24 protein-coding genes are annotated in these 23,016 nt (G+C 63.1%); 10 read left to right on the forward strand and 14 right to left on the reverse strand.

From position 1 onward, the window contains the following. The first annotated feature begins 153 nt into the window (after positions 1–153). Together ACFFNA_RS28215 and ACFFNA_RS28220 are read left to right on the forward strand one after the other, a co-directional pair. Positions 154–408 carry a DUF1344 domain-containing protein gene (locus ACFFNA_RS28215; RefSeq protein ID WP_111546839.1) on the forward strand — a complete coding sequence of 85 codons (255 nt, stop codon included), beginning with the start codon at positions 154–156 and terminating at the stop codon, positions 406–408. Positions 409–589: 181 nt separating this feature from the next. After that, positions 590–1,309 (forward strand): carbonic anhydrase, encoded by a 720-nt coding sequence (locus ACFFNA_RS28220; RefSeq protein ID WP_378923198.1) that lies wholly within the window; start codon positions 590–592, stop codon positions 1,307–1,309. 74 nt (positions 1,310–1,383) lie between these two features. Here the strand turns inward: ACFFNA_RS28220 and ACFFNA_RS28225 are convergent, their stop codons facing one another. From ACFFNA_RS28225 to ACFFNA_RS28240, 4 genes are all read right to left on the reverse strand, one after another. Further along, positions 1,384–1,971: a histidine phosphatase family protein gene (locus tag ACFFNA_RS28225; protein ID WP_111546841.1), complete on the reverse strand. Its 588-nt coding sequence runs from the start codon at positions 1,969–1,971 to the stop codon at positions 1,384–1,386. A 47-nt stretch (positions 1,972–2,018) separates the two neighbouring features. Beyond that, on the reverse strand, positions 2,019–2,837 hold the full coding sequence (fabI, locus tag ACFFNA_RS28230) for an enoyl-ACP reductase FabI (protein WP_111546842.1): 819 nt from the start codon (positions 2,835–2,837) through the stop codon (positions 2,019–2,021). Positions 2,838–2,944: 107 nt separating this feature from the next. Continuing rightward, positions 2,945–3,874, reverse strand: coding sequence for a DnaJ C-terminal domain-containing protein (locus ACFFNA_RS28235; RefSeq protein WP_378923199.1), 930 nt, complete (start codon positions 3,872–3,874; stop codon positions 2,945–2,947). 99 nt (positions 3,875–3,973) lie between these two features. Further along, positions 3,974–4,435, reverse strand: coding sequence for an RT0821/Lpp0805 family surface protein (locus ACFFNA_RS28240; protein ID WP_378923200.1), 462 nt, complete (start codon positions 4,433–4,435; stop codon positions 3,974–3,976). Between the two features lie 41 nt (positions 4,436–4,476). Here ACFFNA_RS28240 and pdxH point away from each other — a divergent pair, with 41 nt between their 5' ends. Next, positions 4,477–5,094, forward strand: a complete 618-nt coding sequence (pdxH, locus tag ACFFNA_RS28245) for a pyridoxamine 5'-phosphate oxidase (RefSeq protein ID WP_111546845.1) — start codon at positions 4,477–4,479, stop codon at positions 5,092–5,094. A gap of 9 nt (positions 5,095–5,103) precedes the next feature. Here the strand turns inward: pdxH and ACFFNA_RS28250 are convergent, their stop codons facing one another. Both ACFFNA_RS28250 and ACFFNA_RS28255 read right to left on the reverse strand, forming a co-directional pair. After that, entirely contained in the window at positions 5,104–5,856 is a 753-nt protein-coding gene (locus ACFFNA_RS28250) for a crotonase/enoyl-CoA hydratase family protein (protein WP_378923201.1), read from the reverse strand. An 18-nt stretch (positions 5,857–5,874) separates the two neighbouring features. Further along, the gene (locus tag ACFFNA_RS28255) at positions 5,875–7,644 is read right to left on the reverse strand and encodes an acyl-CoA dehydrogenase family protein (RefSeq protein WP_378923202.1); all 1,770 of its coding nucleotides are present in this window, start codon (positions 7,642–7,644) and stop codon (positions 5,875–5,877) included. 216 nt (positions 7,645–7,860) lie between these two features. Between ACFFNA_RS28255 and ACFFNA_RS28260 the strand changes: the two genes are divergently transcribed. Continuing rightward, positions 7,861–8,097 (forward strand): hypothetical protein, encoded by a 237-nt coding sequence (locus ACFFNA_RS28260; protein WP_378923203.1) that lies wholly within the window; start codon positions 7,861–7,863, stop codon positions 8,095–8,097. Between the two features lie 80 nt (positions 8,098–8,177). Then, positions 8,178–9,344 carry a glycoside hydrolase family 25 protein gene (locus tag ACFFNA_RS28265; protein ID WP_378923204.1) on the forward strand — a complete coding sequence of 389 codons (1,167 nt, stop codon included), beginning with the start codon at positions 8,178–8,180 and terminating at the stop codon, positions 9,342–9,344. Positions 9,345–9,361: 17 nt separating this feature from the next. On the opposite strand, the gene purD is transcribed toward ACFFNA_RS28265, so the two are convergent. Both purD and ACFFNA_RS28275 read right to left on the reverse strand, forming a co-directional pair. Continuing rightward, positions 9,362–10,639, reverse strand: a complete 1,278-nt coding sequence (purD, locus tag ACFFNA_RS28270; RefSeq protein WP_378923205.1) for a phosphoribosylamine--glycine ligase — start codon at positions 10,637–10,639, stop codon at positions 9,362–9,364. Between the two features lie 158 nt (positions 10,640–10,797). Further along, the gene (locus ACFFNA_RS28275) at positions 10,798–11,619 is read right to left on the reverse strand and encodes a phytanoyl-CoA dioxygenase family protein (protein WP_378923206.1); all 822 of its coding nucleotides are present in this window, start codon (positions 11,617–11,619) and stop codon (positions 10,798–10,800) included. A gap of 88 nt (positions 11,620–11,707) precedes the next feature. Here ACFFNA_RS28275 and ACFFNA_RS28280 point away from each other — a divergent pair, with 88 nt between their 5' ends. Both ACFFNA_RS28280 and ubiA read left to right on the forward strand, forming a co-directional pair. Further along, on the forward strand, positions 11,708–12,634 hold the full coding sequence (locus ACFFNA_RS28280; protein ID WP_378923207.1) for a LysR family transcriptional regulator: 927 nt from the start codon (positions 11,708–11,710) through the stop codon (positions 12,632–12,634). A gap of 31 nt (positions 12,635–12,665) precedes the next feature. Next, on the forward strand, positions 12,666–13,649 hold the full coding sequence (gene ubiA / locus ACFFNA_RS28285; RefSeq protein WP_111546852.1) for a 4-hydroxybenzoate octaprenyltransferase: 984 nt from the start codon (positions 12,666–12,668) through the stop codon (positions 13,647–13,649). A gap of 40 nt (positions 13,650–13,689) precedes the next feature. On the opposite strand, the gene ACFFNA_RS28290 is transcribed toward ubiA, so the two are convergent. From ACFFNA_RS28290 to ACFFNA_RS28300, 3 genes are all read right to left on the reverse strand, one after another. Next, positions 13,690–14,256: a DUF6101 family protein gene (locus ACFFNA_RS28290; RefSeq protein WP_111546853.1), complete on the reverse strand. Its 567-nt coding sequence runs from the start codon at positions 14,254–14,256 to the stop codon at positions 13,690–13,692. A gap of 185 nt (positions 14,257–14,441) precedes the next feature. Further along, a complete protein-coding gene (locus ACFFNA_RS28295) occupies positions 14,442–15,872 on the reverse strand; it encodes an FAD-binding oxidoreductase (protein ID WP_378923208.1) in 1,431 nt (476 codons plus the stop codon). A 9-nt stretch (positions 15,873–15,881) separates the two neighbouring features. Then, positions 15,882–16,856 (reverse strand): L-threonylcarbamoyladenylate synthase, encoded by a 975-nt coding sequence (locus ACFFNA_RS28300; protein ID WP_378923209.1) that lies wholly within the window; start codon positions 16,854–16,856, stop codon positions 15,882–15,884. Between the two features lie 178 nt (positions 16,857–17,034). Between ACFFNA_RS28300 and ACFFNA_RS28305 the strand changes: the two genes are divergently transcribed. Next, on the forward strand, positions 17,035–17,541 hold the full coding sequence (locus ACFFNA_RS28305) for a hypothetical protein (RefSeq protein ID WP_378923210.1): 507 nt from the start codon (positions 17,035–17,037) through the stop codon (positions 17,539–17,541). Positions 17,542–17,694: 153 nt separating this feature from the next. Beyond that, a complete protein-coding gene (locus tag ACFFNA_RS28310; RefSeq protein ID WP_111546857.1) occupies positions 17,695–18,084 on the forward strand; it encodes a hypothetical protein in 390 nt (129 codons plus the stop codon). Positions 18,085–18,261: 177 nt separating this feature from the next. Here the strand turns inward: ACFFNA_RS28310 and ACFFNA_RS28315 are convergent, their stop codons facing one another. Then, positions 18,262–18,963 carry an alpha/beta fold hydrolase gene (locus ACFFNA_RS28315; protein ID WP_111546858.1) on the reverse strand — a complete coding sequence of 234 codons (702 nt, stop codon included), beginning with the start codon at positions 18,961–18,963 and terminating at the stop codon, positions 18,262–18,264. A gap of 106 nt (positions 18,964–19,069) precedes the next feature. Here ACFFNA_RS28315 and ACFFNA_RS28320 point away from each other — a divergent pair, with 106 nt between their 5' ends. Then, the gene (locus tag ACFFNA_RS28320; protein ID WP_111547187.1) at positions 19,070–19,996 is read left to right on the forward strand and encodes a LysR family transcriptional regulator; all 927 of its coding nucleotides are present in this window, start codon (positions 19,070–19,072) and stop codon (positions 19,994–19,996) included. A gap of 186 nt (positions 19,997–20,182) precedes the next feature. Here the strand turns inward: ACFFNA_RS28320 and ACFFNA_RS28325 are convergent, their stop codons facing one another. Further along, the gene (locus ACFFNA_RS28325; RefSeq protein WP_378923211.1) at positions 20,183–20,491 is read right to left on the reverse strand and encodes an ATPase; all 309 of its coding nucleotides are present in this window, start codon (positions 20,489–20,491) and stop codon (positions 20,183–20,185) included. A 108-nt stretch (positions 20,492–20,599) separates the two neighbouring features. After that, positions 20,600–22,978 (reverse strand): glycine--tRNA ligase subunit beta, encoded by a 2,379-nt coding sequence (gene glyS, locus ACFFNA_RS28330; protein WP_378923212.1) that lies wholly within the window; start codon positions 22,976–22,978, stop codon positions 20,600–20,602. Positions 22,979–23,016 lie beyond the last annotated feature (38 nt).

Raw genomic sequence — 23,016 nt, forward strand, 5'->3', positions numbered from 1 at the left:
GCTGTGGTCTGCCTTCTATTGGCGTTTTTCACAGGGGTCAAACTGTGATCTGGCGGATTTAGTTTTGACACATTCGGTTGGTTTCTGCTCTCTTCCATCCGCCAGCCATCGCCTGCCGCCGCCATGCCGGTGCAATGACAAAAAGGAACGACCATGCGTACCCTGATTGGCGCCGTTGCCGCCACGCTGCTGCTTTCCACCGCCGCTTTCGCTGGCCAGACCGAAGGCCTGATCAAGAAGATCGACAAGGACACGGCGACGCTGACGCTGGATGACGGCAAGTCCTACAAGCTGAATGCCGAGACAGATCTCGACTCGCTGAAGCCGGGCATGGACGTCGTCATCGCCTACGATGAGACCAATGGCGAGAACATCGTCACCGACATGGAATTGCCGGACACCGAATAAGCGCTTTCCGGCTCCGCACGGCCAGATCCATTCCGACAGGGTCGGAATCGGCTTTATCTTCTTGTCCAAGCAGCTTGGGCGCGCTGGGCGAGGGCCGGCCCTTGCCAACGCCATCCGTTGGTAGCAATCTCAGCTCGCAGATCCAGCCATCGAATGGAAGATCCGCGGCGGGGGCCGAACAATGTGCAGCGACTGCGAGGGCGAAGGGGTCGACCGGAGGGATTTCCTCAAGGTCGGCGCGGGGCTCGTCGCGATCGGTCTTGGTGGAGCTTCCTGGTCGGCGCGCGCGGCCGAGGGCACTGCAACGACGCTGTCCCCTGATGAAGCGATCGCCGCGTTGAAGTCCGGCAACGAACGCTATGTCAGCCACCCGGAACTCTGCTCGATTGACCTTGCCGCGGAGCGGAACGCTGTTGCCGCACACCAGGCGCCTTGGGCTACGGTCATCAGTTGCGCCGACAGTCGCGTTCCGCCTGAGTTGATCTTCGGCGGCCACGGCGTTGGAGACCTATTCGTCGCCCGGAATGCTGGCAACCTCGTCGACACCGCGACGCTCGGCACGGTCGAATACGGCGCGGCGGTGCTCGGCTCGCCATTGATCGTCGTGCTCGCGCACACAAGCTGCGGTGCCGTCAAGGCGGCTTGCGACGTGGTCACCAAGAACGCTACCTATCCGGGCGCGATCGGCCCGATGATCGAACCGATCCTGCCTGCGGCGATCGCGGTGCGGAGCGAGGCGGGCGATTTCGTCGACAACACCGCTAAGGAGAGCGCGCGGCGAACTGCGCGGCGCCTGGCCGTTTCAAGCAAGCTCTTGGCCGGTCTCACCGGGGCCGGGAAGCTGAAGATCGTCGCGGCAATCTATGATCTTGAAACGGGTGTGGTGACCTACATCGAATAACACGTTCATCCTTAACGACCGGGGCCAAGAGTTGGGAGCCTTCTAAACCAGTCTCGGATGTATAGCCTTCATAGCTAGAGCCACTCCAGGCGTTCACCCTGCAGCCTGAGCACACGGTCCTGCGGTATTTCCAGGTTCGCCGCCTCGTCCTCTGCCATCCCCTCCACGAAGCGAAACAGGGCTCGCATGACCCCGCCATGCGTCACGCAGATCGTCCGGCGTTCGATCGCATCGAACAAGGGCTGCACCCGTTCGAGCAGCATCTGGTAACTCTCCGCGCCCTCGCCGGGCGGCTGAAAGTTCCATTTGTCCAGCGCGCGTGTCCGCTTCGCGCCCGGATACCGCGTCTTGAGCTCGGCAAAGGTAAACCCCTGCCAATCGCCGAAATTGACTTCGACCAGTCGAGGATCGGTTCGATAGGCATCTGGATCGAGCTTCATCGCGGCACGGATGCGCTGCATCGTTTCGCGCGTTCGTTTCATCGGGCTGGCGACGAAATCGAAATCCTCGGGATCTTGCACCAACGCGGCCAGCCGATGGCCGTTGCCGGTGGCCTGCTCGCGGCCAAGCGCATTGAGGTCGGTGTCGGCCTGCCCCTGCAGCCGGGCTTCGGCGTTCCACGCGGTCTGGCCGTGGCGCACGATATAAACCAGCGGGTACATCAGGTCTTCCGGGGCGGGATCGGGACGGACGACGGTTTGGCGGGGCGTTATTCCTTGACCGTCGAAATATCCGGCGCGTCGACCGCCTTCATGCCGACGACGTGGTAGCCCGAATCGACGTGATGTATTTCGCCGGTGACGCCGCGCGACAGATCGGACAGGAAATAGACGCCGGAATCGCCGACTTCCTCCTGCGTCACCGTCTGCTTCAGCGGCGAATTGTATTCGTTCCACTTCAGGATGTAGCGGAAATCGCCGATGCCGGATGCGGCAAGCGTCTTGATCGGGCCGGCCGAGATGGCGTTGACGCGGATCTTCTTGGCGCCGAGGTCGACGGCCAGATAGCGCACGCTGGCCTCGAGCGCCGCCTTGGCGACACCCATGACGTTGTAGTGCGGCATCACTTTTTCGGCGCCATAGTAGGTCAGCGTCAGCAGCGAGCCGCCATTGGTCATCAGCGCCTCGGCGCGCTTGGCGATGGTGGTGAAGGAATAGACCGAAATGTCCATGGTGCGCAGGAAATTGTCGCGCGTCGTCTCGACGTAGCGGCCGGTCAGCTCGTCCTTGTCGGAAAAAGCGATGGCGTGGACGAGAAAATCAAGCTTGCCCCAATGCTTGGCGACGTTGGCGAAAACCTCGTCGAGGCTCGCCGGGTCGGTGACGTCGCAATGGCCGGCGACAAAGGCGCCGAGTTCCGCCGCCAGCGGCTCGACACGCTTCTTGAACGCTTCGCCCTGATAGGTGAGCGCGATCTCGGCGCCATGGTCGACGCACGACTTGGCGATGCCATAGGCGATCGATCTGTTGTTGGCGACGCCAAGAATAAGGCCGCGCTTGCCGGCCATAAGGCCCTGTCCACCCGCCATGTGAGCGCTCTCCGCAAGATTTTCTGCTTTGTGGAGTGCCCTATCGCACAGGCACAGTGCCCCTTCAAGCGTTCAAACCGGACAGTTCGGGGGACAAAAGCCGCCAATCAACCTTTTTGGCTGCGCAACAGCGCTTCGAGCGCGCTGTCGCCGCCTTCCGGCAGCATGATCCGCACATGGGCATAGAGATCGCCATGGCCACCGGCTTTCTCCGGCAGGCCCCTGCCCTTCAGCCGCAGGACCTTGTCCGAGTTCGACCAGGCGGGAACGTTGACCGCGAGCTTGCCGGTCGGCGTCTCGACGGGCACCTTGGCGCCAAGCACCGCATCCGCCAGCGCCACCGGCAAATCGGCATGCAGGTCGCGGCCCTCGATCCGGTAGCGCGGATGCCGGCGCAGATGGATCTTGACCAGCGCATCGCCCGGCTGGCCCGGCCCTTGCTCGCCTTGCCCCTTCAGCCGGATGGTCTGGCCGTCCTCGACATAGGCCGGCAGCTTCACCGCCACCTTGCGGCCGTCGGGGAACATCGCCGTCACCTTTTCGGCGGTCGCCGCTTCCTCGATGGTGACGTCGAGCGTCACGTTCAGATCGGCGGCGGTCGCCGGATGGCGGCGGTCGCCCGTGCCGGGGCCGCGCGCGCCCGAAAAGGCGTCGCCGAAAATCTGGCTGAAGATATCGCTGTTGCCGTCGAACGGATCACCGCCCGGACGGCCGGAGCGGAATTCGAAGCGCGAACCGCCGGCCCCTTGCTGCCGGCGAAACCCGCCGAAGGGATCACCGCCACCGGCGGCACCCTCAAAGCCCTGGAAACGCGGCTTGCCGTCGGCATCGATCTCGCCGCGATCGAACGCGGCACGATTCTTCTCGTCGCCGACGATCTCATAGGCCTGGTTGGCCGCGGCAAAACGGTCCTTCGCCTTGGGATCATTCGGATTCTGGTCCGGATGATGCTTCTTGGCGAGTTTCCGGTACGCCGATTTTATGTCCTTGGCCGATGCGTTCTTGGCAACGCCCAGCACCTCATAGGGGTCGCGCATGCTTACTGCCCTGGAAAGGAGTGAGTCTGTGGTAGCCTCCTATATGCGCTCGCATAGGAAGAAATTCCAGTGGCCGAGCAGCATATCAAAAGCGGAAAGTCAGAGCGCCTTGAAGTCCTGCATGTGCCAGCCGCCGGCGCTGGCCAGGCAGAGTTCGCCTTCGAACATGGCAACGCCATCAAAGCTTTCGCGCGAGGCCCTGAAACGGCGGCATGTCTGGCCCTTGTCCTTCAATTCCGCCAGCTCGGTGATGGAGCCGCGTGACCCGGTGCCGGCATTCGCCCACGGCACGGCCTGCCCGCCGAGTTGCTCGATGTCGGCCGAGGACACCGCATTGCCGATCGTCGTCTGGTCGGAGTCGCGATCCAAACTGACCGGCGCAGATGGGGCGGACATGCTGCTGGTCAGGATCGACCGGTCGACTTCGGCTTTTTCCAGGCTGAAGCCACCCGCGCCGCAGGCGGCAAGCGGCAGAACGATCATCACGACCGCGGCTTTGGCGCTGGCTGAAGCAATTAGGCCGCTTTGCCTGCTGTCAAAAGCTTGCGCTATACGCGACAATCGGCAACCTCCCCCTGCTTCGTGACGATTTGGGAAAAACTATGAGTGACACAGAGTTAACAAGCCGTGACTTTACCGAGGCGGCAGAGCCGTTTCGCCTCTTTGCCGCATGGCTGGAAGACGCCACCAAGAGCGAGATGAACGACCCCAACGGCGTGGCGCTGGCGACCGTCGATGCCGACGGCATGCCGGATGTGCGGATGGTTCTGCTCAAGGGGTTCGATGAAGGCGGGTTTGTGTTCTACACGAATTTCGAGAGCGCCAAGGGCCAGGAGATTCTTGGCAGCATGAAGGCGGCGATGTGCTTCCATTGGAAATCGCTGCGCCGCCAGGTGCGCATTCGCGGTCCGGTGGAGATCGTCAGCGATGCCGAAGCCGATGCCTACTACGCGACGCGACCGCGTGGCAGCCGCATCGGCGCCTGGGCCTCGAAACAGTCGCGGCCGCTGGAGAGCCGCTTTGCACTGGAAAAAGCGGTGGCCGAATATACGGCGCGCTATCCGATCGGCGAAATCCCGCGGCCAAAGCATTGGTCGGGCTTCCGCATCGTGCCTACGACCATCGAGTTCTGGCACGACAGGCCGTTCCGGCTGCATGACCGGGTGGTCTTTTCCCGAGACGCGAAAGACGGCTGGAACAAGACGAGGCTTTATCCCTAGAAGAAGGGCTCAGGCCTTCTTCCTGGTCATGAACGCCGTGAGCGCGGCGCGCGCCTCGTCCGATTTCAGCCGCGCGCGGAAATACTCGCTTTCCTCGCTGATGCGGGCGACAAGCTCGTCACGCGAACCGCGCATCAGGTCGCGTGCGATCTTCAGCGCCTGCGGTGGCTTGGCCGCGATCTGGCCGGCGGCAGCAAGGACCGAAGCTTCCAGCACCGCTTCCTCGACCACCTCGTAGATCAGGCCGGCGGCTTTCGCGCGTTCGGCCGAAAAGCCCTCGCCGAGACCTAGCAGCGCGAAAGCAGCCTGCTGCCCCAGGATGCGCGGCGCCAAAAGGCTCGATCCCGCCTCTGGCACCAGACCGAGATCGACGAAAGGCGTCCTGAACACGGTGCGCGGCGTGGCGAAGGTCAGGTCGCAATGCAGGTTGAGCGTCGTGCCGATGCCGACCGCGATGCCGTCGACGCCGGAGACAATGGGCTTCTCGACCCTGGCCAGCGCCATCAGGAAGTCCCAGACCTCGGTGCCGCCGTCGCCGCCGGTGGCGACGACCATGAAATCGGCAAGGTCGTTGCCGGAGGAGAAGGCGCCGGGCACGCCGAGGAAGACATGGACGCGGATCGCCGGGTCGGCGTCGCCCCCGGCCAGGGTCTGCGACATCTTCGCGTACATGGCGCGCGTCAGCGCGTTCTTCTTGTCCGGCCGATTCATGCGGATGATCTGGATGGCGCCCTGGCGCTCGACGAGGATATGGTCTGTCATGGTTTTTCCTTGTGAGCGTCAGGCTGAAATCAGCATTTTGCCGGCAGCGGCGAGGCTTTCGGCGCCATCGATGATGCGATCCTTCAGTGCGCGTGCCTCACCGAGCAGGTTTTCGGCGAAGAAGCGGCAAAGCGCGATACGGCCCTGATCGGCAAGCGCGCCCTGCGCCAGATAAGCCGCGCCGGCGGCCAGCGAGATCAGCCTGAGATAGGGCGTAGCACCCGCCAGCGCCTCGTCCGACCGGCCATCGGCGGACATTTTTTGCAGGAAGCGGGTCGCATGTGTCAACTCGGCGAGCGCCTCGTCGAGGGCATCGGCCGTGCGGCCGAAACCCTCGAGATTCGATGTCCGCACCGCATTGGCGACCGCGGCCAGTTCGACGATATAACCATACACATGTTCGCCGCCGCCGAGCGGCAGCTTGCGTATGACCAGATCGATGGCCTGGATGCCGTTGGTGCCCTCATAGATCGGTGCGATGCGGGCATCGCGATAGAATGCTGCCGCGCCCGTCTCCTCGATGAAGCCCATGCCGCCATGCACCTGGAGGCCAAGTGAGGCAACCTCGACGCCGACATCGGTCGAAAAAGCCTTGGCCAGCGGCGTCAGCAGATTGGCACGGTCGCGCCAATGCGTCGCCTCATCGCCGGCCGACACGCGCGCCAGGTCCATGGCATGCGCGCAGCAGTAGCTGATGGCGCGTGCTGTCTGCGTGAGCGCCTTCATGGTCAGGAGATTGCGCTGCACATCGGGATGATGGACGATCGGCGCCATTCCGGCGCCAGCGTAGCTTGCCGCCTTGCCCTGGCGGCGCTCATTGGCACAGGCGATCGCCTTCTGCGTCGCGGCTTCCGCGACTGCCACGCCCTGCATGCCGACGGCAAGGCGGGCGTTGTTCATCATGGTGAACATGCAGGCGAGGCCCTTGTTCTCCTCGCCGATCAGCCAGCCGATGGCGCCGGGCTTGGCACCCCCGAAGCCGTCGCCATAGATCATGGTGCAGGTCGGCGAGGCGTGGATGCCGAGCTTGTGCTCCAGGCCGGAGCAGAAGACGTCGTTGCGCGCGCCCAGCGAGCCATCGTCACCGACCAGGAACTTCGGCACCAGGAACAGCGATATGCCGCGCGTGCCGGCCGGCGCATCGGGCAGCCGCGCCAGAACCAGATGGATGATGTTGTCGGTGAAGTCGTGCTCGCCATAGGTGATGAAGATCTTCTGGCCGAAGATGCGGTAGGTGCCGTCCCCCACCGGCTCGGCGCGGGCGCGCAGCGCATTGAGGTCCGAGCCGGCCTGCGGCTCGGTCAGGTTCATCGTGCCCATCCATTCGCCCGAGACAAGCTTTTCGAGATATTTCGCCTTGAGTTCCTGCGAGGCATGCTTGTCGAGCGCTTCGACCGCGCCCATGGTCAGCGTCGGGCCGATGCCGAAGGCCATGGCGGCGGAGTTCCACATTTCGAGCGCGGCGACGCCAAGCATCGTCGGCAGCGCCTGGCCGCCATACTCCAGGGGCCCGGACAACGCGTTCCAGCCGCCGTCGATCCAGCGGCGATAGAGTTCCTTCCAGCCGGGCGGCGTGGTGACGGCAGCGTCCTTCAGCACCGCACCTTGCTCATCGCCGATCTTGTAGAGCGGCGCGACCTCGTCGGTGGCGAAGCGGCCGGCCTCGCCAAGAACGGCGTCGACCAGATCCTCGCCGAGATCGCCGAACGTGCCGGCATCAAGGGCGGGCTTGAGACCAGCCACGTGCTTGAGCGTGAAAGCGATATCCTCGACGGGTGCCCGATACATGCCGATCCCTCCTCCTGATACATCGGCTCACTGATCCTAGGACCCGCACTGCCGCAAAAACCATCCGCCTTGGGCGGCGGTCTCCCATCTTCTTTTTACGTAAACGTCAAACTTTGTCACGCGGATTTTGTAATCGCGCCCGCACGTATTAAATTCAATCCACGCCGGATCGAGCCGAACGGCGACAGACCAGAACCAGCAAACCGGAACCACCCCATGCTTGCCAGACCTGACGCCTATCGCTGCATCGAATGCGGCCTGCCCTATCGCGCGGCAGGGTTCTCGTACCATCAGGGCAGACTGGAAAACGGCGCCGCCTACTGGTCGGACCGCGGCATATTGTGTTCGCCGCAATGTTCGCTCGCCCACCACCGCAAACGCGCCGCCGAAGGCACGCTGCCGCAAGAGCCAGCGCCCGACCTGTTTCAATTTCAGCCACTCATCCGACGATAGCTTTACCGGCGGCGCTTCCATAAGCACTTCCTTAACCATGACGGTCCAGGATTTGTCTTTGATCAACGGGGATTCCCTGTTTGAAAAGGACGGCGCGCCTCCTTCGCCGCACAGCGCTTCTCGCTTTTGCGGCGACGATGACGCTGTCGACGGTGGCAACAGCTTCGGATTTCTCCGAGCCCTGGAAGAATGCTGACCGCGCCCTGGTCGTCGACGCCTACGAATACAATTCCATCGACTGGGCCCAACTTGCCACCGACAAGCGGATCGTCGGCTTCATCAACAAGGCATCCGACGGCATGCCGCCGCCCTATTTCTGTTCCGGCGACGACACCGAGGTAAAACTCTGCAAGGCGCTTTGGAAACGCCACGCGGTGACGCGCGAACTGTTCCAGACGCGCAAGGTGGTCGCCAAGGCACTCGGCCTGAAATGGGGCGCCTATCACCTCGCCCGCCCCGGCAATCCGGTCGAACAGGCCAATAATTTCCTCGATTTCGCCGAACCCGGGCCGGACGATCTGCTGGCTCTCGACATCGAGGGCAACGACCCGACACAATGGATGTCGCTCGACGACGCTGAGGAGTTCGTGCGCCAGGTGCATCGGCGCATCGGCCGCTTCCCGGTGCTCTACAGCAATGGCAAGACGGCCCAGTACATTGCCGAAAACAGCTACAGATATCGGCTCCTGTCGCGGCTGCCGCTCTGGTATGCCCGCTACAAGTCCGACATCGACGTGCATTTTCCGATGGGCAACTGGCAAGGCTACGTTCTGTGGCAGTTTTCGGCGCAAGCCAATTGCGGCCGGTTCCGCTGCCCTTACAGGGTCGCCGGCACGCCCAAGGACATCGACGTCAATGTCGCGCCGACGGACGCCGCCACGCTGCGCGCGCAATGGCCGTTCGGCGGTCTGATCGACGTGCCGCCTGACTATCTCGCCTCGATACCGCTGCCGGTCTCACGCGAAGCCGGACTCGCCGGCAATGTCACCATCACCTACGCCTCGGTGGCGGCGCCGCCGACCTTCGAGGACATGGTCGCGGCGCTGGGCACGCGCTGGACGAAGTTCCGCGACGGCTTCCGCATGCCTGTCGTGAAGACGGTGCCGCGGCGGCCGGTTTTCGGCATTGTCCAATATGTCGCCTGGAAGCGGACCGAACAGCGTTCGCCCGCGCAACTCGATGCCGCCTTTGCCGCCCCCGATCCGCTCAGCACCGCTTCGACCGAACTCGATCGCGGTTTGCGATAGACTACCGTTCCGGAACTTCAGTTTGCCTGCTCGCGCGCCACGGCCTGCCAGCCAATGTCGCGGCGGCAGAAGCCGTCCGGCCAGTCGATCCGGTCGAGCGCGGCATAGGCGCGTTTCTGCGCCTCGCCGACCGTAGCGCCTGATGCCGTGACGTTGAGGACGCGGCCGCCATTGGCAACCAGCGCTCCGCAGTTGATGGCAGTGCCGGCGTGGAATATCTGGACGCCGTCGCCCGCCGCGTCTTCGACGCCGCGGATGACCGATCCCTTTTCCGGCGTGCCGGGATAGCCCCTGGCCGCCATCACCACGGTCAGTGCTGCCTCATCGCGCCAGCGCACCGAGGTGTGTGCAAGCTGGCCGTCGGTCGCCGCATTGAGCAGGACCAGCAGATCATCTTTCAGCCGCATCATCAGCACCTGGCATTCCGGATCGCCGAAACGGGTGTTGTATTCGATCAGCTTCGGCCCCTTGTCAGTGATCATCAGCCCGGCGAAGAGAATGCCGGCGAAGGGCGCGCCTAGTTCGGCCATGCCACGCATGGTTGGCTCGATAATTTCGCGCATGGTGCGCTCGATCATCTGCGGCGTCATCACCGGCGCCGGAGAATAGGCGCCCATGCCGCCGGTGTTGGGGCCGACATCGCCATCGCCAACGCGCTTATGGTCCTGCGCGGTGCCGAATGGCAGCGCTGTGATGCCGTCGCAGAGGCAGAAGAAACTTGCCTCCTCGCCGGTCATGAATTCCTCGATCACCACTTCCGCTCCGGCAGCGCCGAAGGACCCGTCGAAACAGGCATCGAGCGCCGCCTGTGCCTCGCCCAGCGTCATGGCAACGGTGACGCCTTTGCCGGCCGCCAGGCCATCGGCCTTGATGACGATCGGCGCGCCGGTCTTTTCGACATAGGCCTTGGCGGACGCCAGATCGCCGAAACGGCCATAGGCGGCGGTCGGGATGTCGTATCTGGCGCAGAGATCCTTGGTGAAGCCCTTCGAGCCTTCCAGCCGGGCGGCGGCCCTGGAGGGTCCGAAGACGCGAATGCCTTGCGCACGCAGATCGTCGGCAATGCCGGCGACCAGCGGTCCCTCCGGGCCGACCACGACCAGGTCGATCTTCTTGTCCTTGCAGAAGGCGGCAACGGCGGCGTGATCGGCAATATCCAGCTTCACCAGCTCGGCCTCGCCGCCGATGCCCGGATTGCCGGGAGCCGCATAGAGCCTGGTCAGCAGCGGCGACGCGGCGATCTTCCAGGCGAGCGCATGTTCGCGGCCGCCGGAGCCGAGAAGAAGAACGTTCATGGCCACCTCTTGATGCCGACTATTCCTGCAGAGAACCCGCTATTGCTCTCTGCACGATGGGTCAAGGCATCAGGGCGCTTTGATCGGAATTGCGCACGGGAACGTTACCCCTGCCGAACATCGGCGGCGGATACCGGCACCGGTGTTCTGGCTGTCGCTCAGCCCTGGAAGACGACTGGGAACCAGTCCTCGCGCAGCCTCTGTCCCGGCTGCATGCCGTGGCCATGGTAAGGTGGCGAGGTGCGTCCAGGCCGCTCGACATAGCGCGCATCGTCGCCGACCCAGCGCAATGACAGCGCCCGGCGCCGTGCCGAGGTCAGGTTGCCGCGCGCGCCATGCGCGGTCCTGAAGTCGAACAGGATGGCGTCGCCCGGCTCCATTTCCCACTCGAGCACCTTCATCCCAGGGTCCTTGTCGGGATCGGGCACCGGCAGATAGTCGCCGTCGCCGGCATAGAAATTGCCGTCGTCGAGCCAACGCACCGGCAAGATCATCTTGTCCCATTTGTGCGAACCGGCGATCAGGCGCAGCGTCGCCTCCTTCACCGGATCGATGGGGATCCAGAAGCTTACCGTCTGCTGGCCATCGACGAAGTAGTAGGGGATGTCCTGATGCCAGGGCGTCGGCTTCTGCGTGCCGGGTTCCTTGACCAGAACGTGGTCGTGGAAGAACTGCGCGGTGCGCGACTGCATCACCGCCGCCGCCAGTTCGGCGGCCGGCGAGTCTCGCACCACGCTGACGAATTCGGGAATGCGCTCCCAGTTGCAATAGTCGTCGAAGAAACTGCCGCGACCATTGGCGATATCGGACGCGGTGGCGCTGCGGTTCTGCATGTTTCGCTCTATGCCGGCGGCAATCGTGTCGACCCAACCCTTGAAAGCACCGCGGATGCAAACCGCGCCGTCGCGCTGATAGTCGGCGATCGTCTTTGCGTCGATGACCTGGGTGTCGATGGTCTGGGTGTCGATCTGGGAAGCCATGGCGTTCTCCTCTTGGAATAACCGACTATCGCAACCCTCTTTCATTCAGTAAAATAATAACTTCTCATTTGGTACATAGGGCTAGCCTATGAATGTGACCCTCACGCAGTTGCGTTATCTTGTCGCCGTGGCGCGCCTTGGCAGCGTGACAGGCGCGGCAAAAATGCTGAACGTTTCGCAGCCTTCGATTTCGGTGGCCATCGACGCCGTCGAAAAAAATTTCGGCCAGAAGCTGTTCGTCCGCCAGCGGGGCAGCGGCGTGTCGCCAACATCGTTCGGCCGCGCTGTCGTGGCGAAGGCAAGACAGATCCTCACCGAAACGGACGAACTCGTCGGCCTGGGTTCAAGCAAATCGGCTGTCGGCGGTGAACTGGTGCTGGGATGTTTCGAGGACCTGGCTCCTTTCTTCGCGCCGGCCCTGATCCGCGCCTTCTCCGAACGCTATCCGGCCGTGAAAATCGTCGTTCGCGACGAGACGTTCGAGACGCTCGGGCGGCGGCTCGGCGATGCCGCCATCGATCTCGGCCTCACCTATGACCTCAGCCTGCCGACACATTTCGCCCGCATCCTGCTGCGTGAACTTCGGCCGCATGCCTTGTTGCCGGCAGGCCATGCCCTGGCGGATCGTCCCGAGGTCAGCCTGGCGGATCTGGCCGCCTATCCGTTGATCACGACCGACCAGCCGCACAGCTGGCAACACATGCTCGACCTGTTCCGCAGCCGCGGCCTCTCCCCGGTCGCGGACTCAACGACAAGTTCGTTCGAACTCCAGCGCAGCATGGTGGCGAACGGCTTCGGCGTCGCCGTCAGTTACACCCGCCCGCATGGCGACCGCAGCTATGACGGCCTGCCGCTGATCTGCAAGCCGCTGTCCGATCCGCTGCCCATGCAGCGGATCCTGCTCACCTATGACACGCACCAGCGCGTCTCGAATGCGGCGCTGGCATTCATCGATGTGGCCAAGGTCTGGTTCGCCTCTCATGACATCTTCGCGTCCGCAAGCGAGACTGCTTGACGGCCTTCCAGTCTGCTGCCAATCCAGCGTGATGGAACCGATCCAGTCGAAAGCGGCCCAGGGCCGTGTCGCCGATGCACCGAACGGCCATTGGGTCTATCGTGTGCTGCCGCGCTCGATATGGCCCTATGCGCAGCTTGCCCGGTGGGACAGGCCGATCGGCTGGCAATTGCTGCTATGGCCGTGCTGGTGGTCGGCAGCACTTGCGGCGAGCGCCTATCCGCGTCCCGGCGATCCTCTGCTCTCGCTGCTGCCGGCGCCATTGTATCTCGTGCTGTTCCTGATCGGCGCCATCGCCATGCGCGGCGCCGGCTGCACTTACAACGACCTCGTCGACGAGGACATCGACAACAAGGTCGAGCGGACGCGCTCGCGACCGCTGCCATCGGGCAAGGCCACGCGCCGGCGGGCATGGGTGTTTCTTGTCCTGCAGGCGCTGGTTGGCCTGGTGGTGCTCATGCAGTTCAACAGTTTCGCCATTCTGCTTGGCATCTGTTCGCTGGCCATCGTCGCCGTCTATCCGTTCATGAAGCGGATAACCAACTGGCCGCAACTGGTTCTCGGCCTTGCGTTTTCCTGGGGCGCCCTGATGGGGTGGGCGGTCGAGTTCGGCGACCTCGATGGGCCCGCCATCATGCTCTATATCGGTTCGATCCTGTGGGTGATCGGCTACGATACGATCTATGCGCACCAGGACAAGGAGGATGACGCCATTGTCGGCGTGCGCTCGACGGCACGGCTGTTCGGCGAAAACACCAAGTCGTGGCTTGTCGGGCTCTATGGCGGCACGCTGATCTGCTTCGCCATCGCCTTCGCATCGGCACAGGCTCCTGTGCCGGCGCTGGCCGGGCTGATTGCCGCCGGCGCCCATATGGCCCGGCAGATCGCCGTGCTGGATATCGACAATCCGGACCAGTGCCTGCGGCTGTTCAGGTCGAACAACCAGGTCGGCTGGCTGATCTTCCTTGGCCTGATCGGCGGGGCGGTGTGGGTGGCGCTGAAGCCGCTGGTCTAGCGGCTTCGCCTTTCGAGCAAATCCAAAAGCCGGATTATGCTCAGTCTCTCGAAATGATCTCCTGGCCGTCGATGACCAGCCTGAGACCGAGATCGCCGGCCCTGCGGCGAGCAAGGAAACGCGGACGGCGCATGGTCGAAACGCGGCCCTTGCGGCGATCCTGCGGCGGCAGCGTCTTGATGGCGGCGCCGAGCGATTCTTCCAGGGTGCGGGCGACGCCGTCCGATTCGATCAAGAGCATCGGCAGACGGTAGGCGTCGGCCCAGGCGCGCCAGTCTGCGGCGACATCTTCGAGATCATCGGCAACCAGCAACGGCACCGACAGCATCGGATCGTTGTGCAGGAGTTCCAGGGTCACCGTGACATTGCCGTCCGGATCCTCCATCGCACGGGCGGCAACGCCGCGAAACGCATTGGCAGGCAGCGCGATGATCGCCGGCAAGCCGCTCATCTCGAGCATGCGGCGGATCACAGCGCCGCGCTTGTCGATGGTAAAGGTCACGTCGCCGTAGTCGTCGCGCGTGGCGTAGCTTACCGCTTGCGGCAGGCGGAATGGGTCGAGACGCATGTTGCGTCCCGCCCAGACTGGCTTCAGTCCGGTGTTCATAGAGTGCCTTCCTGTCTGTCTCCTGAGAGCCGGTGTCCGGTTCTCTCCGGGCCGGTTTTTCCAGCCTCGTTTGTGAGCAGACAGTAGCGCGGGCTCCTTACCGCCCCGCTTAAGAAAGTCGGTTAAATTTTGCTGATCTCAGGGATGGTTATCGGAATGCCACCAGCCACCAGACGTTGAAAGGATCAGATAACCTTACCGGGATTCATGATACCGGCCGGGTCGAAGGCAGCCTTCACCCGGCGCATCAGGTCGATCGCCATCGGCGGCGCGGTGGCGATCAGTTCGTCACGCTTCAACTGGCCGATGCCATGCTCGGCCGAGATCGAACCGTGCAGGCTGCGCACGACATCATGCACCGCCTTGTTCATGGTGTGATAGAGAACGAGAAACGCCTCGTCGTCGCCGTCGACGGGCCGCGAGATGTTATAATGCAGATTGCCGTCACCCATATGACCGAAGCAGACCACGCGGGCGCCGGCACTGACCGACGCCACCGCGCCGGCGGCCTCTTCGATGAGGCGCGGGATCATTGCCACCGGCACGGAAATGTCATGCTTGATCGAAGCGCCCTCCGGTTTTTGCGCCTCGGGCAGCAGCTCGCGGAAATTCCAGAAGGCGTCGCCCTGGCCAAGACTTGCAGCGATGACGGCATCGCCGACGAATTCCTGTTCGAGGCCAGCCGAGAGCACGTCCTCGATCAACGCTCTCGAATCCTCCGATGAGCGGCCGGACGAAATCTGCATCAGCACGTACCACGGCCAGTCCTCCATCAGCGGCCGCGTCACACCCTGGGCATGCGCCAGCGTGAAGTCGTACGGCCGCTTGCCGATCAGTTCGAAGGCGGTGAGCGCTGCTCCGGCGCGGTCCATTGCCAGGCTGAACAGGGAAAGCGCGGCTTCCGGCGATGACAGACCGACGAACGCCACCTCGCGCCCCTTCGGCTTCGGGAACAGCTTGAGCACGGCGGCTGTGATGACGCCGAGCGTTCCTTCGGCGCCGACGAACAGGTTCTTCAGGTCGTAGCCGGTGTTGTCTTTCTTCAGCTTGCGCAAATCGTCGAACACCTCGCCTGTCGGCAGCACCACTTCGACACCGAGGCACAGTTCGCGCGCGTTGCCATAGGCAAGCACGCCGGTGCCACCGGCATTGGACGACAGGTTGCCACCGATCTGGCAGGAGCCTTGCGCGGCCAGCGACAGCGGAAACAGCCGGTCGGCGGCATCGGCCGCTTCCTGCAGTGTCTGCAAGATGACCCCGGCCTCGACCGTCACCGTGTTGGACAGGACATCGATCTCGCGGATGCGGTTCAGCCGCGACAGCGACAGCACGATCTCGCGGCCTGATTTGTCCGGCACCTGGGCGCCAACCAGCCCGGTGTTGCCGCTTTGCGGCACGATCGGTGTTCCCGTCTCGGTCGCCAGCCGCATGATCTGGCTGACTTCCTCGACGCTGCCCGGCCGCAGCACCAGCGATGTCGCGCCATGCCAGAGCCCACGCCGCTCGATCAGGTAAGGCGCGATATCCTGCTCGTCGCGCAGCGCGTATTTGTTGCCGACGATCGCCGCGAAGCGATCGATGAGAACGGGATCGAGCTTTTCTGAAATTTCGGTCATGTGGGAAAACTATGTTGCGGGCTGTGTGTTGTCACGAGGGGCGGCGGCACGCGAGAGCCGATCGTTGATCGCCTCGCCGAGACCATCGAAGGGAACCGGCTCGACGGCGATGGTCCGTACGCCGCTGCGATCAAGATCCTGCATGTAGGCGAAAAGGTTGCTCGCCGCTTCGCGCAGGTCGCCCGTCTCGGACAGGTTGAGGAACGCGGCGGCGTGTCGCCAGCCTTCGGCTCGCTGGCTGCCGAAGCCGAGCAGGGCCTCGCCCTTACTGACTGTCCCGGCATTGAGCCGCATCGCAGCACCCGGCGCATAGTGCGAGGCAAGCATGCCCGGCGCCTCGACGCCGGCGGCACCGCCGCGCAACAGCTCCATGCCGATGGCCGCCTCGATCTCTTCGGCGGCGATGCCGCCGGGCCGGAGCAACCGCAGCCTTGCGCCTTCGGCCTTGACGATGGTCGATTCCAGCCCGACCGGCGTCGCCCCGCCATCGACCACCAGCTTGATCCGTGCGCCGAGATCCGCCGCCACCGCTTGCGCCGTCGTCGCGCTGATCTTGCCGGATGAATTGGCGCTGGGTGCTGCAAGCGGGCGGCCGAGGCGGGCGATCAAGTCGCCGCCAAAGCCCCTTGGCATGCGCAAGGCAATCGTATCGAGCCCGGCCGTGACCAGCGGGTGGATGCCGTTGCTGGGCCGCTGCGGCAGCACAAGCGTCAGCGGACCGGGCCAGAATGCCAGTGCCAGTCTTTTCGACAGCGGATCAAACAGCGCAATGCGTTCGGCCATGGCCATGTCGGCGACATGGGCGATCAGCGGGTTGAAGCGCGGCCGTCCCTTGGCTTCGAAGATGCGCGCCACACCGATGCCGTTGGTGGCGTCGCCGGCAAGCCCGTAGACGGTTTCCGTCGGGATGGCGACGACATCGCCGCTCTGGAGCAGCGCCAGCGCCCGCTCCAACGCCTCGCCGACGGCAAGTATTTCAGCCACTCTCGTCACCTCGCAGATGCCGGCTGCGTAGTACGACGGCGGCTGTTGGGCAAGTCGGCTGTTAGGCAAGTCGGGGCATTGGCGATTTATCAATTCCTAAAATGCTATGTTTCGGCGAAAGCCGGCATCAATTCCGGCCCGCTACTGTGCGGCTTCTGGGCAAAGGGGAGCGATCATCGTGTCTGTGCGTATGCTGCTGGGGATTGTTCTTGCGGTGACGACCGGCGGAGCACGGGCCTCGTCGCTGGTTTTTCCCGGCGCGCCCTCCTCGACGCCATCCATCATCAAGCTCGACGCCGCCAAACCGCTGAAGACCGCCGACACCGCCAAGGCCAGCAATGTGCAATCGGTGGTGGGGCTCGGCGAGGCGCAGCCCGACGTCACCTATGAAAAGGTGTCGGCGATCCCGGACAAGCCCGAGGCCAGGCATGGCTTTGAGCAGAACCCGATGATCATTCGCGGCGGCGTCGTCGGTCCCGCCTTCTCGGCGCCGACGCCAAGCGCCGCCCCTGCGACAGCCGCAGCACCAGAAACGGGCACCGCGCCGGCGACGGGGACCGCGCCGGCAACGGCTACCGCCTCCGCCGCCCCTGCGGGAGATGCCGGGACAAACTCGGCCTCACCACCGAACGCACCCGCACAGGCAGCAACCCAGCCCGTCCGCAGGGTCAGCAAAGCCAAATAGAGGCTGGACTGCGACTTGACTGCGGTCTGGCGCCCGGCGCACCATTGGCAGGCAAACCCGTTCCGGTTTTTCGCCGCTGGGTGCCACTGTCCGAATTTCGTCAAGCGGCCATGGTAGACGGGATTTTATCGTTTAGGGGTAAGGGGGGTGATCATGAGAAAATTCAAAACCGTCACTGCGGCCGGGCTTCTGCTGGCGTCGTCGCTTGGCGCCGGCACGGCTCATGCCGACGACATGCTGGGATCCTATGTCGCGCGCATTTCCGATCGGGATCATCAGGCGAGTGACGGCTATGCGCTGGAGAGCGCCGCGCAAATGGTGCGGCAGGACCGTGCCAACTGGCACAAATTCCACCGTCGCGACAGCGACGATGAGGGTGATGGCTGGTTCAGGACTAACGACCAGCGCGCCGACTTGCAACGCATGCTCGAGCGCTCCGGCGCCATGAGCTCCTCGACCAAGCGTGCCATCGTCAATGGCGAGCCGCTGATCCAGGTCGACGTCTACGAAAACAGCGTGCGTGTCAGCATTCTGGAAAACTGAGAAGGCTAGCATCTGACAGAAAAAGGGCGGCGCGTTACAGGCTGTGTGAAAAGTCCTGGAGCCTTAAGCACGCGCACATCCCTCCGAAGGGGGAGCGCTTTGGAGTTCCGCAACGCTTCGCACGAGCAGGAGAGACCGCCCTGCGGCAGTCTCTCCACATCCGTCAGACGGCTGCTCTCAACCGTTTTGAACAGCAGCTACAGCTTTCCGGATTACGTCGATGACGACGGCGGGCTGGGAGAGCATCGGCACGTGGCTGCTTGCCACCTCGGTGACGGTCGCTCCCATGCGCTTCGAAACCCAGCGCTGGAGATCGGGATGCACGGTGTGGTCTTTCGTAGCCAGCACATACCAGCTCGGCTTCGACTTCCACGCAATGCGATCCGCGCTCAGCTTCTGCTGGTGGAACAGATCGAAGACGGGTGCATAATGGGTGGCCCAGACGAGCTTCTGCTCTTCCGCCGAGAGGTCGCCGGCGAAGAACTCGGTGCCGTTTGGAAGCATCCAGGCGCGCCCATCCGCGACCTCGACGCGAGAGAAGATGTCCGACGGATACTTGTCGAGCTGGTCTTGCACAGTCTCGCCGACATCCGGGGCGACGGCGGCGACGTAGACCAGGCCGATCACGCGCTCATCGACGCCCGCAGCCGTGATCGTGGCGCCACCGTAGGAATGGCCGACGAGGACAACCGGGCTGCCGACGCGGTTGAGCGTGCGTTTGACCGTCGCCACATCCTCTTCGAATGAATCCAGGCCATATTGGACAGCAATCACCTCGTGTCCGTCCGCCTGCAGTGCCGGGATCACCTTGCTGAAGCACGAACCATCGGCCCAAATGCCGTGGCAGAACACGATGGTAGGCTTGGATGCTGTAGACATTTTGCTTTCTCCTTCTTTGACCTTAGCGCGAAGGTAAATCTCCCTTCTATCGGTGACAAATACCTTGTACGTTCGACCTATGCCTTGGAGGTATAGTGAGGACCCGATGGAACTCCGCCATTTACGCTATTTCATCGCGGTTGCCGAGGAAGGCAGCTTGTTGACCGCTGCCCAGCGGCGACTGAACACCTCGCAGCCGTCGTTGAGCCGGCAGATTCGCGATCTCGAATCTGAAGTCGGCGTACAGCTATTGGAGCGGCAGGCGCGCGGCGTTGTGCTTACCGCTGCGGGGCGCGTTTTTCTGGATCACGCTCGGCTGGCACTTCTGCAGGTCGAGGCTGCGACCGAAGGCGCCCGGCGGACGGCACAGCCGAAAAGGCCCGTACTTGCTATGGGGTTTCTGGTTGGGCTGGAGGTCACGTGGCTACCTCACCTATTGCGCATGATCCGCGAGGAAGCACCGGAGATCGAAGTCACGCTGTGTAGTCAGTCCTCCCCGGAGCTCGCTCTTGCGTTAATGCGCGGGAAGTTGGACGTAGCCTTCCTTCGCCCCGAGAAACAGAGCTTGGGCCTATCCTTCAAATTGTTAGCGAAGGAGCCTCTGATCGCCGTGCTGCCGGCAGGCCATAGCTTGGCATCGCGCAAAAAGATTCGGCCGCAGGATCTTGCCCGCGAAATTTACGTCAGCTCGGCGAGAACGTCTCCGGTATTGCAATCTGTGATTCAGGATTACGCATCAAGGGCCGGGATCACGCTCAAGGCAAAGTACGAAGGCGAGAACATATCGTCGGCAATGTCGCTCGTCGCGTCCACGGGCGGAGTTACTCTTGTCCCGCTTTATGCGCAAAATATGCTGGCACCAAACGTTGTTGCCAGAGCGCTCGAGGGTGTGCCTCCGACAGTTGATCTCACTCTGGGATACAACGAGGCAAATTCCTCTCCCTTGCTCCGCCGGCTTTTATCTCGTGCGGATGAATTGGTCGAAAACGTGCAAAATCAGAGCATCATCCGATACGCTGAAGCTCTACAATAGGTGTCGCACGCGGAGATGGGGCGTCAGGAATAAACGCTCTGTTAGCGCGACGAAATCGTCTAGCAAGGCCGAGCTGAGACGAGGACAATTCTCGAAGAGGGACGGCGCCCCTTGAGATGAGGCGCCGATGTTTTCACACAGCCTGGTTAGCGCCGCCCTGCCATCGATAGACTGAGCAGATGAAAATCAGGCGGCTTCTTCCTTGTCGTCGTCTTCTTCGGATTTCTCGTCGTCGCCTTCAGCCTTCACGCTGTCATCGGCGTCGTCTTCGTCCTCATCTTCGTCTTCGTCTTCATCGTCATCCGAGAGCGTGGCGGCTTCGGCGTCGTCAGACTCTTCGCCTTCTTCATCGTCGCCATCTTCGTCATCCGACAGATCGGTCGCTTCGACCGTCGCGGCAGCGGCATGGTCGAGGGCGGTTTCGGAAGCGGATTCAAGCGCCTCGGCGGGAGCCGGGGTTTCTTCTGTCACTTCGATTTCGTGATCGGAATTCATGGAAGCCTCCGTGGGTTGGGGAACATGTCCCTTTTGCCACGGAGAGATCATCGTCATATGACTGTAAGCCGGCTCGAACGGCCGGCCAGCAGAATTTTTTCCAGCGTATTAGCCGGCGATCTTCGAGAAATCCGCGACCTGACCGGTGGCCGCGCGGATGCGGGCGAGCAGCGCCAGGCGGTTGGCGCGCACGGCCTGGTCCTCATCATTCACGAGAACATGCTCAAAGAATGAATCAACCGGCTCACGCAACACGCTAAGCGCCAGCAGGGCACCGGAAAAGTCTTCGTTTTGAATCGCTTCGCCGGCTTGCTTCTCAGCCTGGTTCACCGCCGCAAACAGCGACTTCTCGGCATCCTCGCGAAACAGCGCCGGCTCAACAGTTTTGGCGACCGCCGTTTTCTTCTTCTCCTCGGCAGCCAAAATGTTGGCTGCACGCTTGGCGCCGGCGAGCAGATTCTTGCCGTCCTCGGTGTCAAGGAAGGAACCAAGTGCCTCGACCCGGCGGACGATCTGGAGAAGGTCGTCGGACTGCGGCGTGATGACAGCATCAATGAGATCGTGCCGGGCACCCTGGTCGCGCAGGTACACCTTCAGGCGGTCATGGAAGAAGGCGAGGAGGTCAGCGATGAATGGCGACAGCGATGCCTCCAATTCCATCACACGCTGGCCATCGAAAAACTCTCGTTCCTGATCGGCGGAGCCAAAGGCCTCTGAACTTGCTTTGGCCAGCCCGCCCTTCAACAACCTGGAGATCAAGCCCGCTTCCGACAACAGCTGGCTTGCCCCCTTGTGGTCGCGAATACGGGAATCGAGCATCGCGACCACACCACGGCTCTCAGCCCCGTCGCCCAGTCGTTCATATGCGGCGAGCGCCGAGGAGACTGCCGCTGCAATGGCGACGCCCAGGGAAAGCGTGATCCTGTTTTCCAGTATGATCCTAACCACACCCAGCGCCGCCCGACGCAGCGCATAGGGATCTTTTGACCCTGTCGGCTTTTCGTCGATAGCCCAGAAACCGACCAGCATGTCGAGCTTGTCGGCAAGAGCGACAGCGACCGACACCGGATCGCTCGCCACGCGGTCGGAAGGGCCTTGCGGCTTGTAATGTTCTTCAGTGGCGGCGGCGACAGATGGATGCTCACCCTGCAGCAGCGCATATTTGCGGCCCATGGCGCCTTGCAGTTCGGGAAATTCGCCGACGACTTCGGTGGTGAGATCGGCCTTCGCAAGGACAGCGGCGCGGCGCGCCAGCGTGGGATCGGCACCGACGATCGGAGCCAGTACCTCGGCCAGCCTGGCAATCCGCTCCACCCGCTCACCTTGCGTGCCGAGCTTGGCGTGGAAGGTGACGCCGAGATGGTCGAGGCGGGCCATGCGCTGGTCGAGCGGCTTCTTCAGATCGAGCCCGAATTTTTTCGCCGATGCCTCGAGCTCACCGAGATCCGGCAGATCGCCCTGATCGGTCGTCCAGAAATAGAGCGCGTCGGACAGGCGGGCGCGCACCACCTTGCCGTTGCCGTGGGCGATCTCCTTGCCGCCATCCTTGGCCTCGATGTTGGCGGTGAGGATGAAGCGATTGGAAAGATCCTCGGCAGCAACCTGCGGACGCGTCACAAAGCATTTCTGGTTGGCGCGGATGGTCAACCGGATCACTTCGGCCGGAATGGCCAGGAAAGCCTCCTCGAACTCGCCCATCAGCACGACCGGCCATTCGACGAGGCCAGACACTTCCTCCAGCAGCCCGTCGTCCTCGACCAGGTCGAGCCCGTTGGCGAAGGCAAGATTGCGGGCGTCGGCAAGGATGATCTCCTTGCGCCGGTCGGCGTCGAGCACGACCTTCGCCGCTTCCAGCTTGGAGACATAGTCGTCGAAGCGGCGCACCGTAATGGCATCGGGCGCATGGAAGCGGTGGCCATAGGTGATGTTGCCCGAGCGGATACCGTCGATCTCGAAATCGACCACCATCGGCTCCTCGGTCTCCGGGCCGAAGGTGCACAGGATCGACTGCAGCGGCCGCACCCAGCGCAGCGAGCCGGGCTTGGCCGAGGCCGGCCCCCAGCGCATCGACTTCGGCCACGGGAAATTGCGAATAATGCCCGGCACCAGTTCGGCGATGATCTCTTCCGCCGCCCTGCCCGGCTTCGAGATGTGGGCGACGTAGAAATCGCCCTTCTTCGGGTCGGAGTGGACATGCGCCTCGGCGATCGACGAAAGCCCTGCCTTGCGCAGGAAACCTTGCACCGCCTGTTCGGGCGCTGTCGTCGATGGCCCCTTGATCTCCTCGCTTATATCCTTCGAGCGCGCGGTCAGGCCCCTGATATCGAGCGTCAGACGCCGCGGCGTCCAGTACTCGCGTGCCGCCTCATAGGTCAGCCCCGCCTCGACCAGACCGTCGGTCAGCATCTTCTTGAGATCACCCGCCGCCTTGCGCTGCATGCGGGCAGGGATTTCCTCGGAGCGAAGTTCGAGCAAAAGATCCGGCATCAGAGTTTCTCCACCCGCATGCCTTCTTCCTGTTTGCA

The sequence above is a fragment of the Mesorhizobium kowhaii genome (genome assembly GCF_042431665.1).
Taxonomy (GTDB): Bacteria; Pseudomonadota; Alphaproteobacteria; order Rhizobiales; family Rhizobiaceae; genus Mesorhizobium; species Mesorhizobium kowhaii.

What these genes read in the sequence shown, in the direction of transcription:
- ACFFNA_RS28215 (WP_111546839.1), top strand. Translation starts at nt 154, where the DNA reads ATGCGTACCCTGATTGGCGCCGTTGCCGCCACGCTGCTGCTTTCCACC.
- ACFFNA_RS28220 (WP_378923198.1), top strand. Translation starts at nt 590, where the DNA reads ATGTGCAGCGACTGCGAGGGCGAAGGGGTCGACCGGAGGGATTTCCTC.
- ACFFNA_RS28225 (WP_111546841.1), bottom strand. Translation starts at nt 1,971, where the DNA reads ATGTACCCGCTGGTTTATATCGTGCGCCACGGCCAGACCGCGTGGAAC.
- fabI (WP_111546842.1), bottom strand. Translation starts at nt 2,837, where the DNA reads ATGGCGGGTGGACAGGGCCTTATGGCCGGCAAGCGCGGCCTTATTCTT.
- ACFFNA_RS28235 (WP_378923199.1), bottom strand. Translation starts at nt 3,874, where the DNA reads ATGCGCGACCCCTATGAGGTGCTGGGCGTTGCCAAGAACGCATCGGCC.
- pdxH (WP_111546845.1), top strand. Translation starts at nt 4,477, where the DNA reads ATGAGTGACACAGAGTTAACAAGCCGTGACTTTACCGAGGCGGCAGAG.
- ACFFNA_RS28250 (WP_378923201.1), bottom strand. Translation starts at nt 5,856, where the DNA reads ATGACAGACCATATCCTCGTCGAGCGCCAGGGCGCCATCCAGATCATC.
- ACFFNA_RS28255 (WP_378923202.1), bottom strand. Translation starts at nt 7,644, where the DNA reads ATGTATCGGGCACCCGTCGAGGATATCGCTTTCACGCTCAAGCACGTG.
- ACFFNA_RS28260 (WP_378923203.1), top strand. Translation starts at nt 7,861, where the DNA reads ATGCTTGCCAGACCTGACGCCTATCGCTGCATCGAATGCGGCCTGCCC.
- purD (WP_378923205.1), bottom strand. Translation starts at nt 10,639, where the DNA reads ATGAACGTTCTTCTTCTCGGCTCCGGCGGCCGCGAACATGCGCTCGCC.
- ACFFNA_RS28275 (WP_378923206.1), bottom strand. Translation starts at nt 11,619, where the DNA reads ATGGCTTCCCAGATCGACACCCAGACCATCGACACCCAGGTCATCGAC.
- ACFFNA_RS28280 (WP_378923207.1), top strand. Translation starts at nt 11,708, where the DNA reads ATGAATGTGACCCTCACGCAGTTGCGTTATCTTGTCGCCGTGGCGCGC.
- ubiA (WP_111546852.1), top strand. Translation starts at nt 12,666, where the DNA reads ATGGAACCGATCCAGTCGAAAGCGGCCCAGGGCCGTGTCGCCGATGCA.
- ACFFNA_RS28290 (WP_111546853.1), bottom strand. Translation starts at nt 14,256, where the DNA reads ATGAACACCGGACTGAAGCCAGTCTGGGCGGGACGCAACATGCGTCTC.
- ACFFNA_RS28295 (WP_378923208.1), bottom strand. Translation starts at nt 15,872, where the DNA reads ATGACCGAAATTTCAGAAAAGCTCGATCCCGTTCTCATCGATCGCTTC.
- ACFFNA_RS28310 (WP_111546857.1), top strand. Translation starts at nt 17,695, where the DNA reads ATGAGAAAATTCAAAACCGTCACTGCGGCCGGGCTTCTGCTGGCGTCG.
- ACFFNA_RS28315 (WP_111546858.1), bottom strand. Translation starts at nt 18,963, where the DNA reads ATGTCTACAGCATCCAAGCCTACCATCGTGTTCTGCCACGGCATTTGG.
- ACFFNA_RS28320 (WP_111547187.1), top strand. Translation starts at nt 19,070, where the DNA reads ATGGAACTCCGCCATTTACGCTATTTCATCGCGGTTGCCGAGGAAGGC.
- ACFFNA_RS28325 (WP_378923211.1), bottom strand. Translation starts at nt 20,491, where the DNA reads ATGAATTCCGATCACGAAATCGAAGTGACAGAAGAAACCCCGGCTCCC.
- glyS (WP_378923212.1), bottom strand. Translation starts at nt 22,978, where the DNA reads ATGCCGGATCTTTTGCTCGAACTTCGCTCCGAGGAAATCCCTGCCCGC.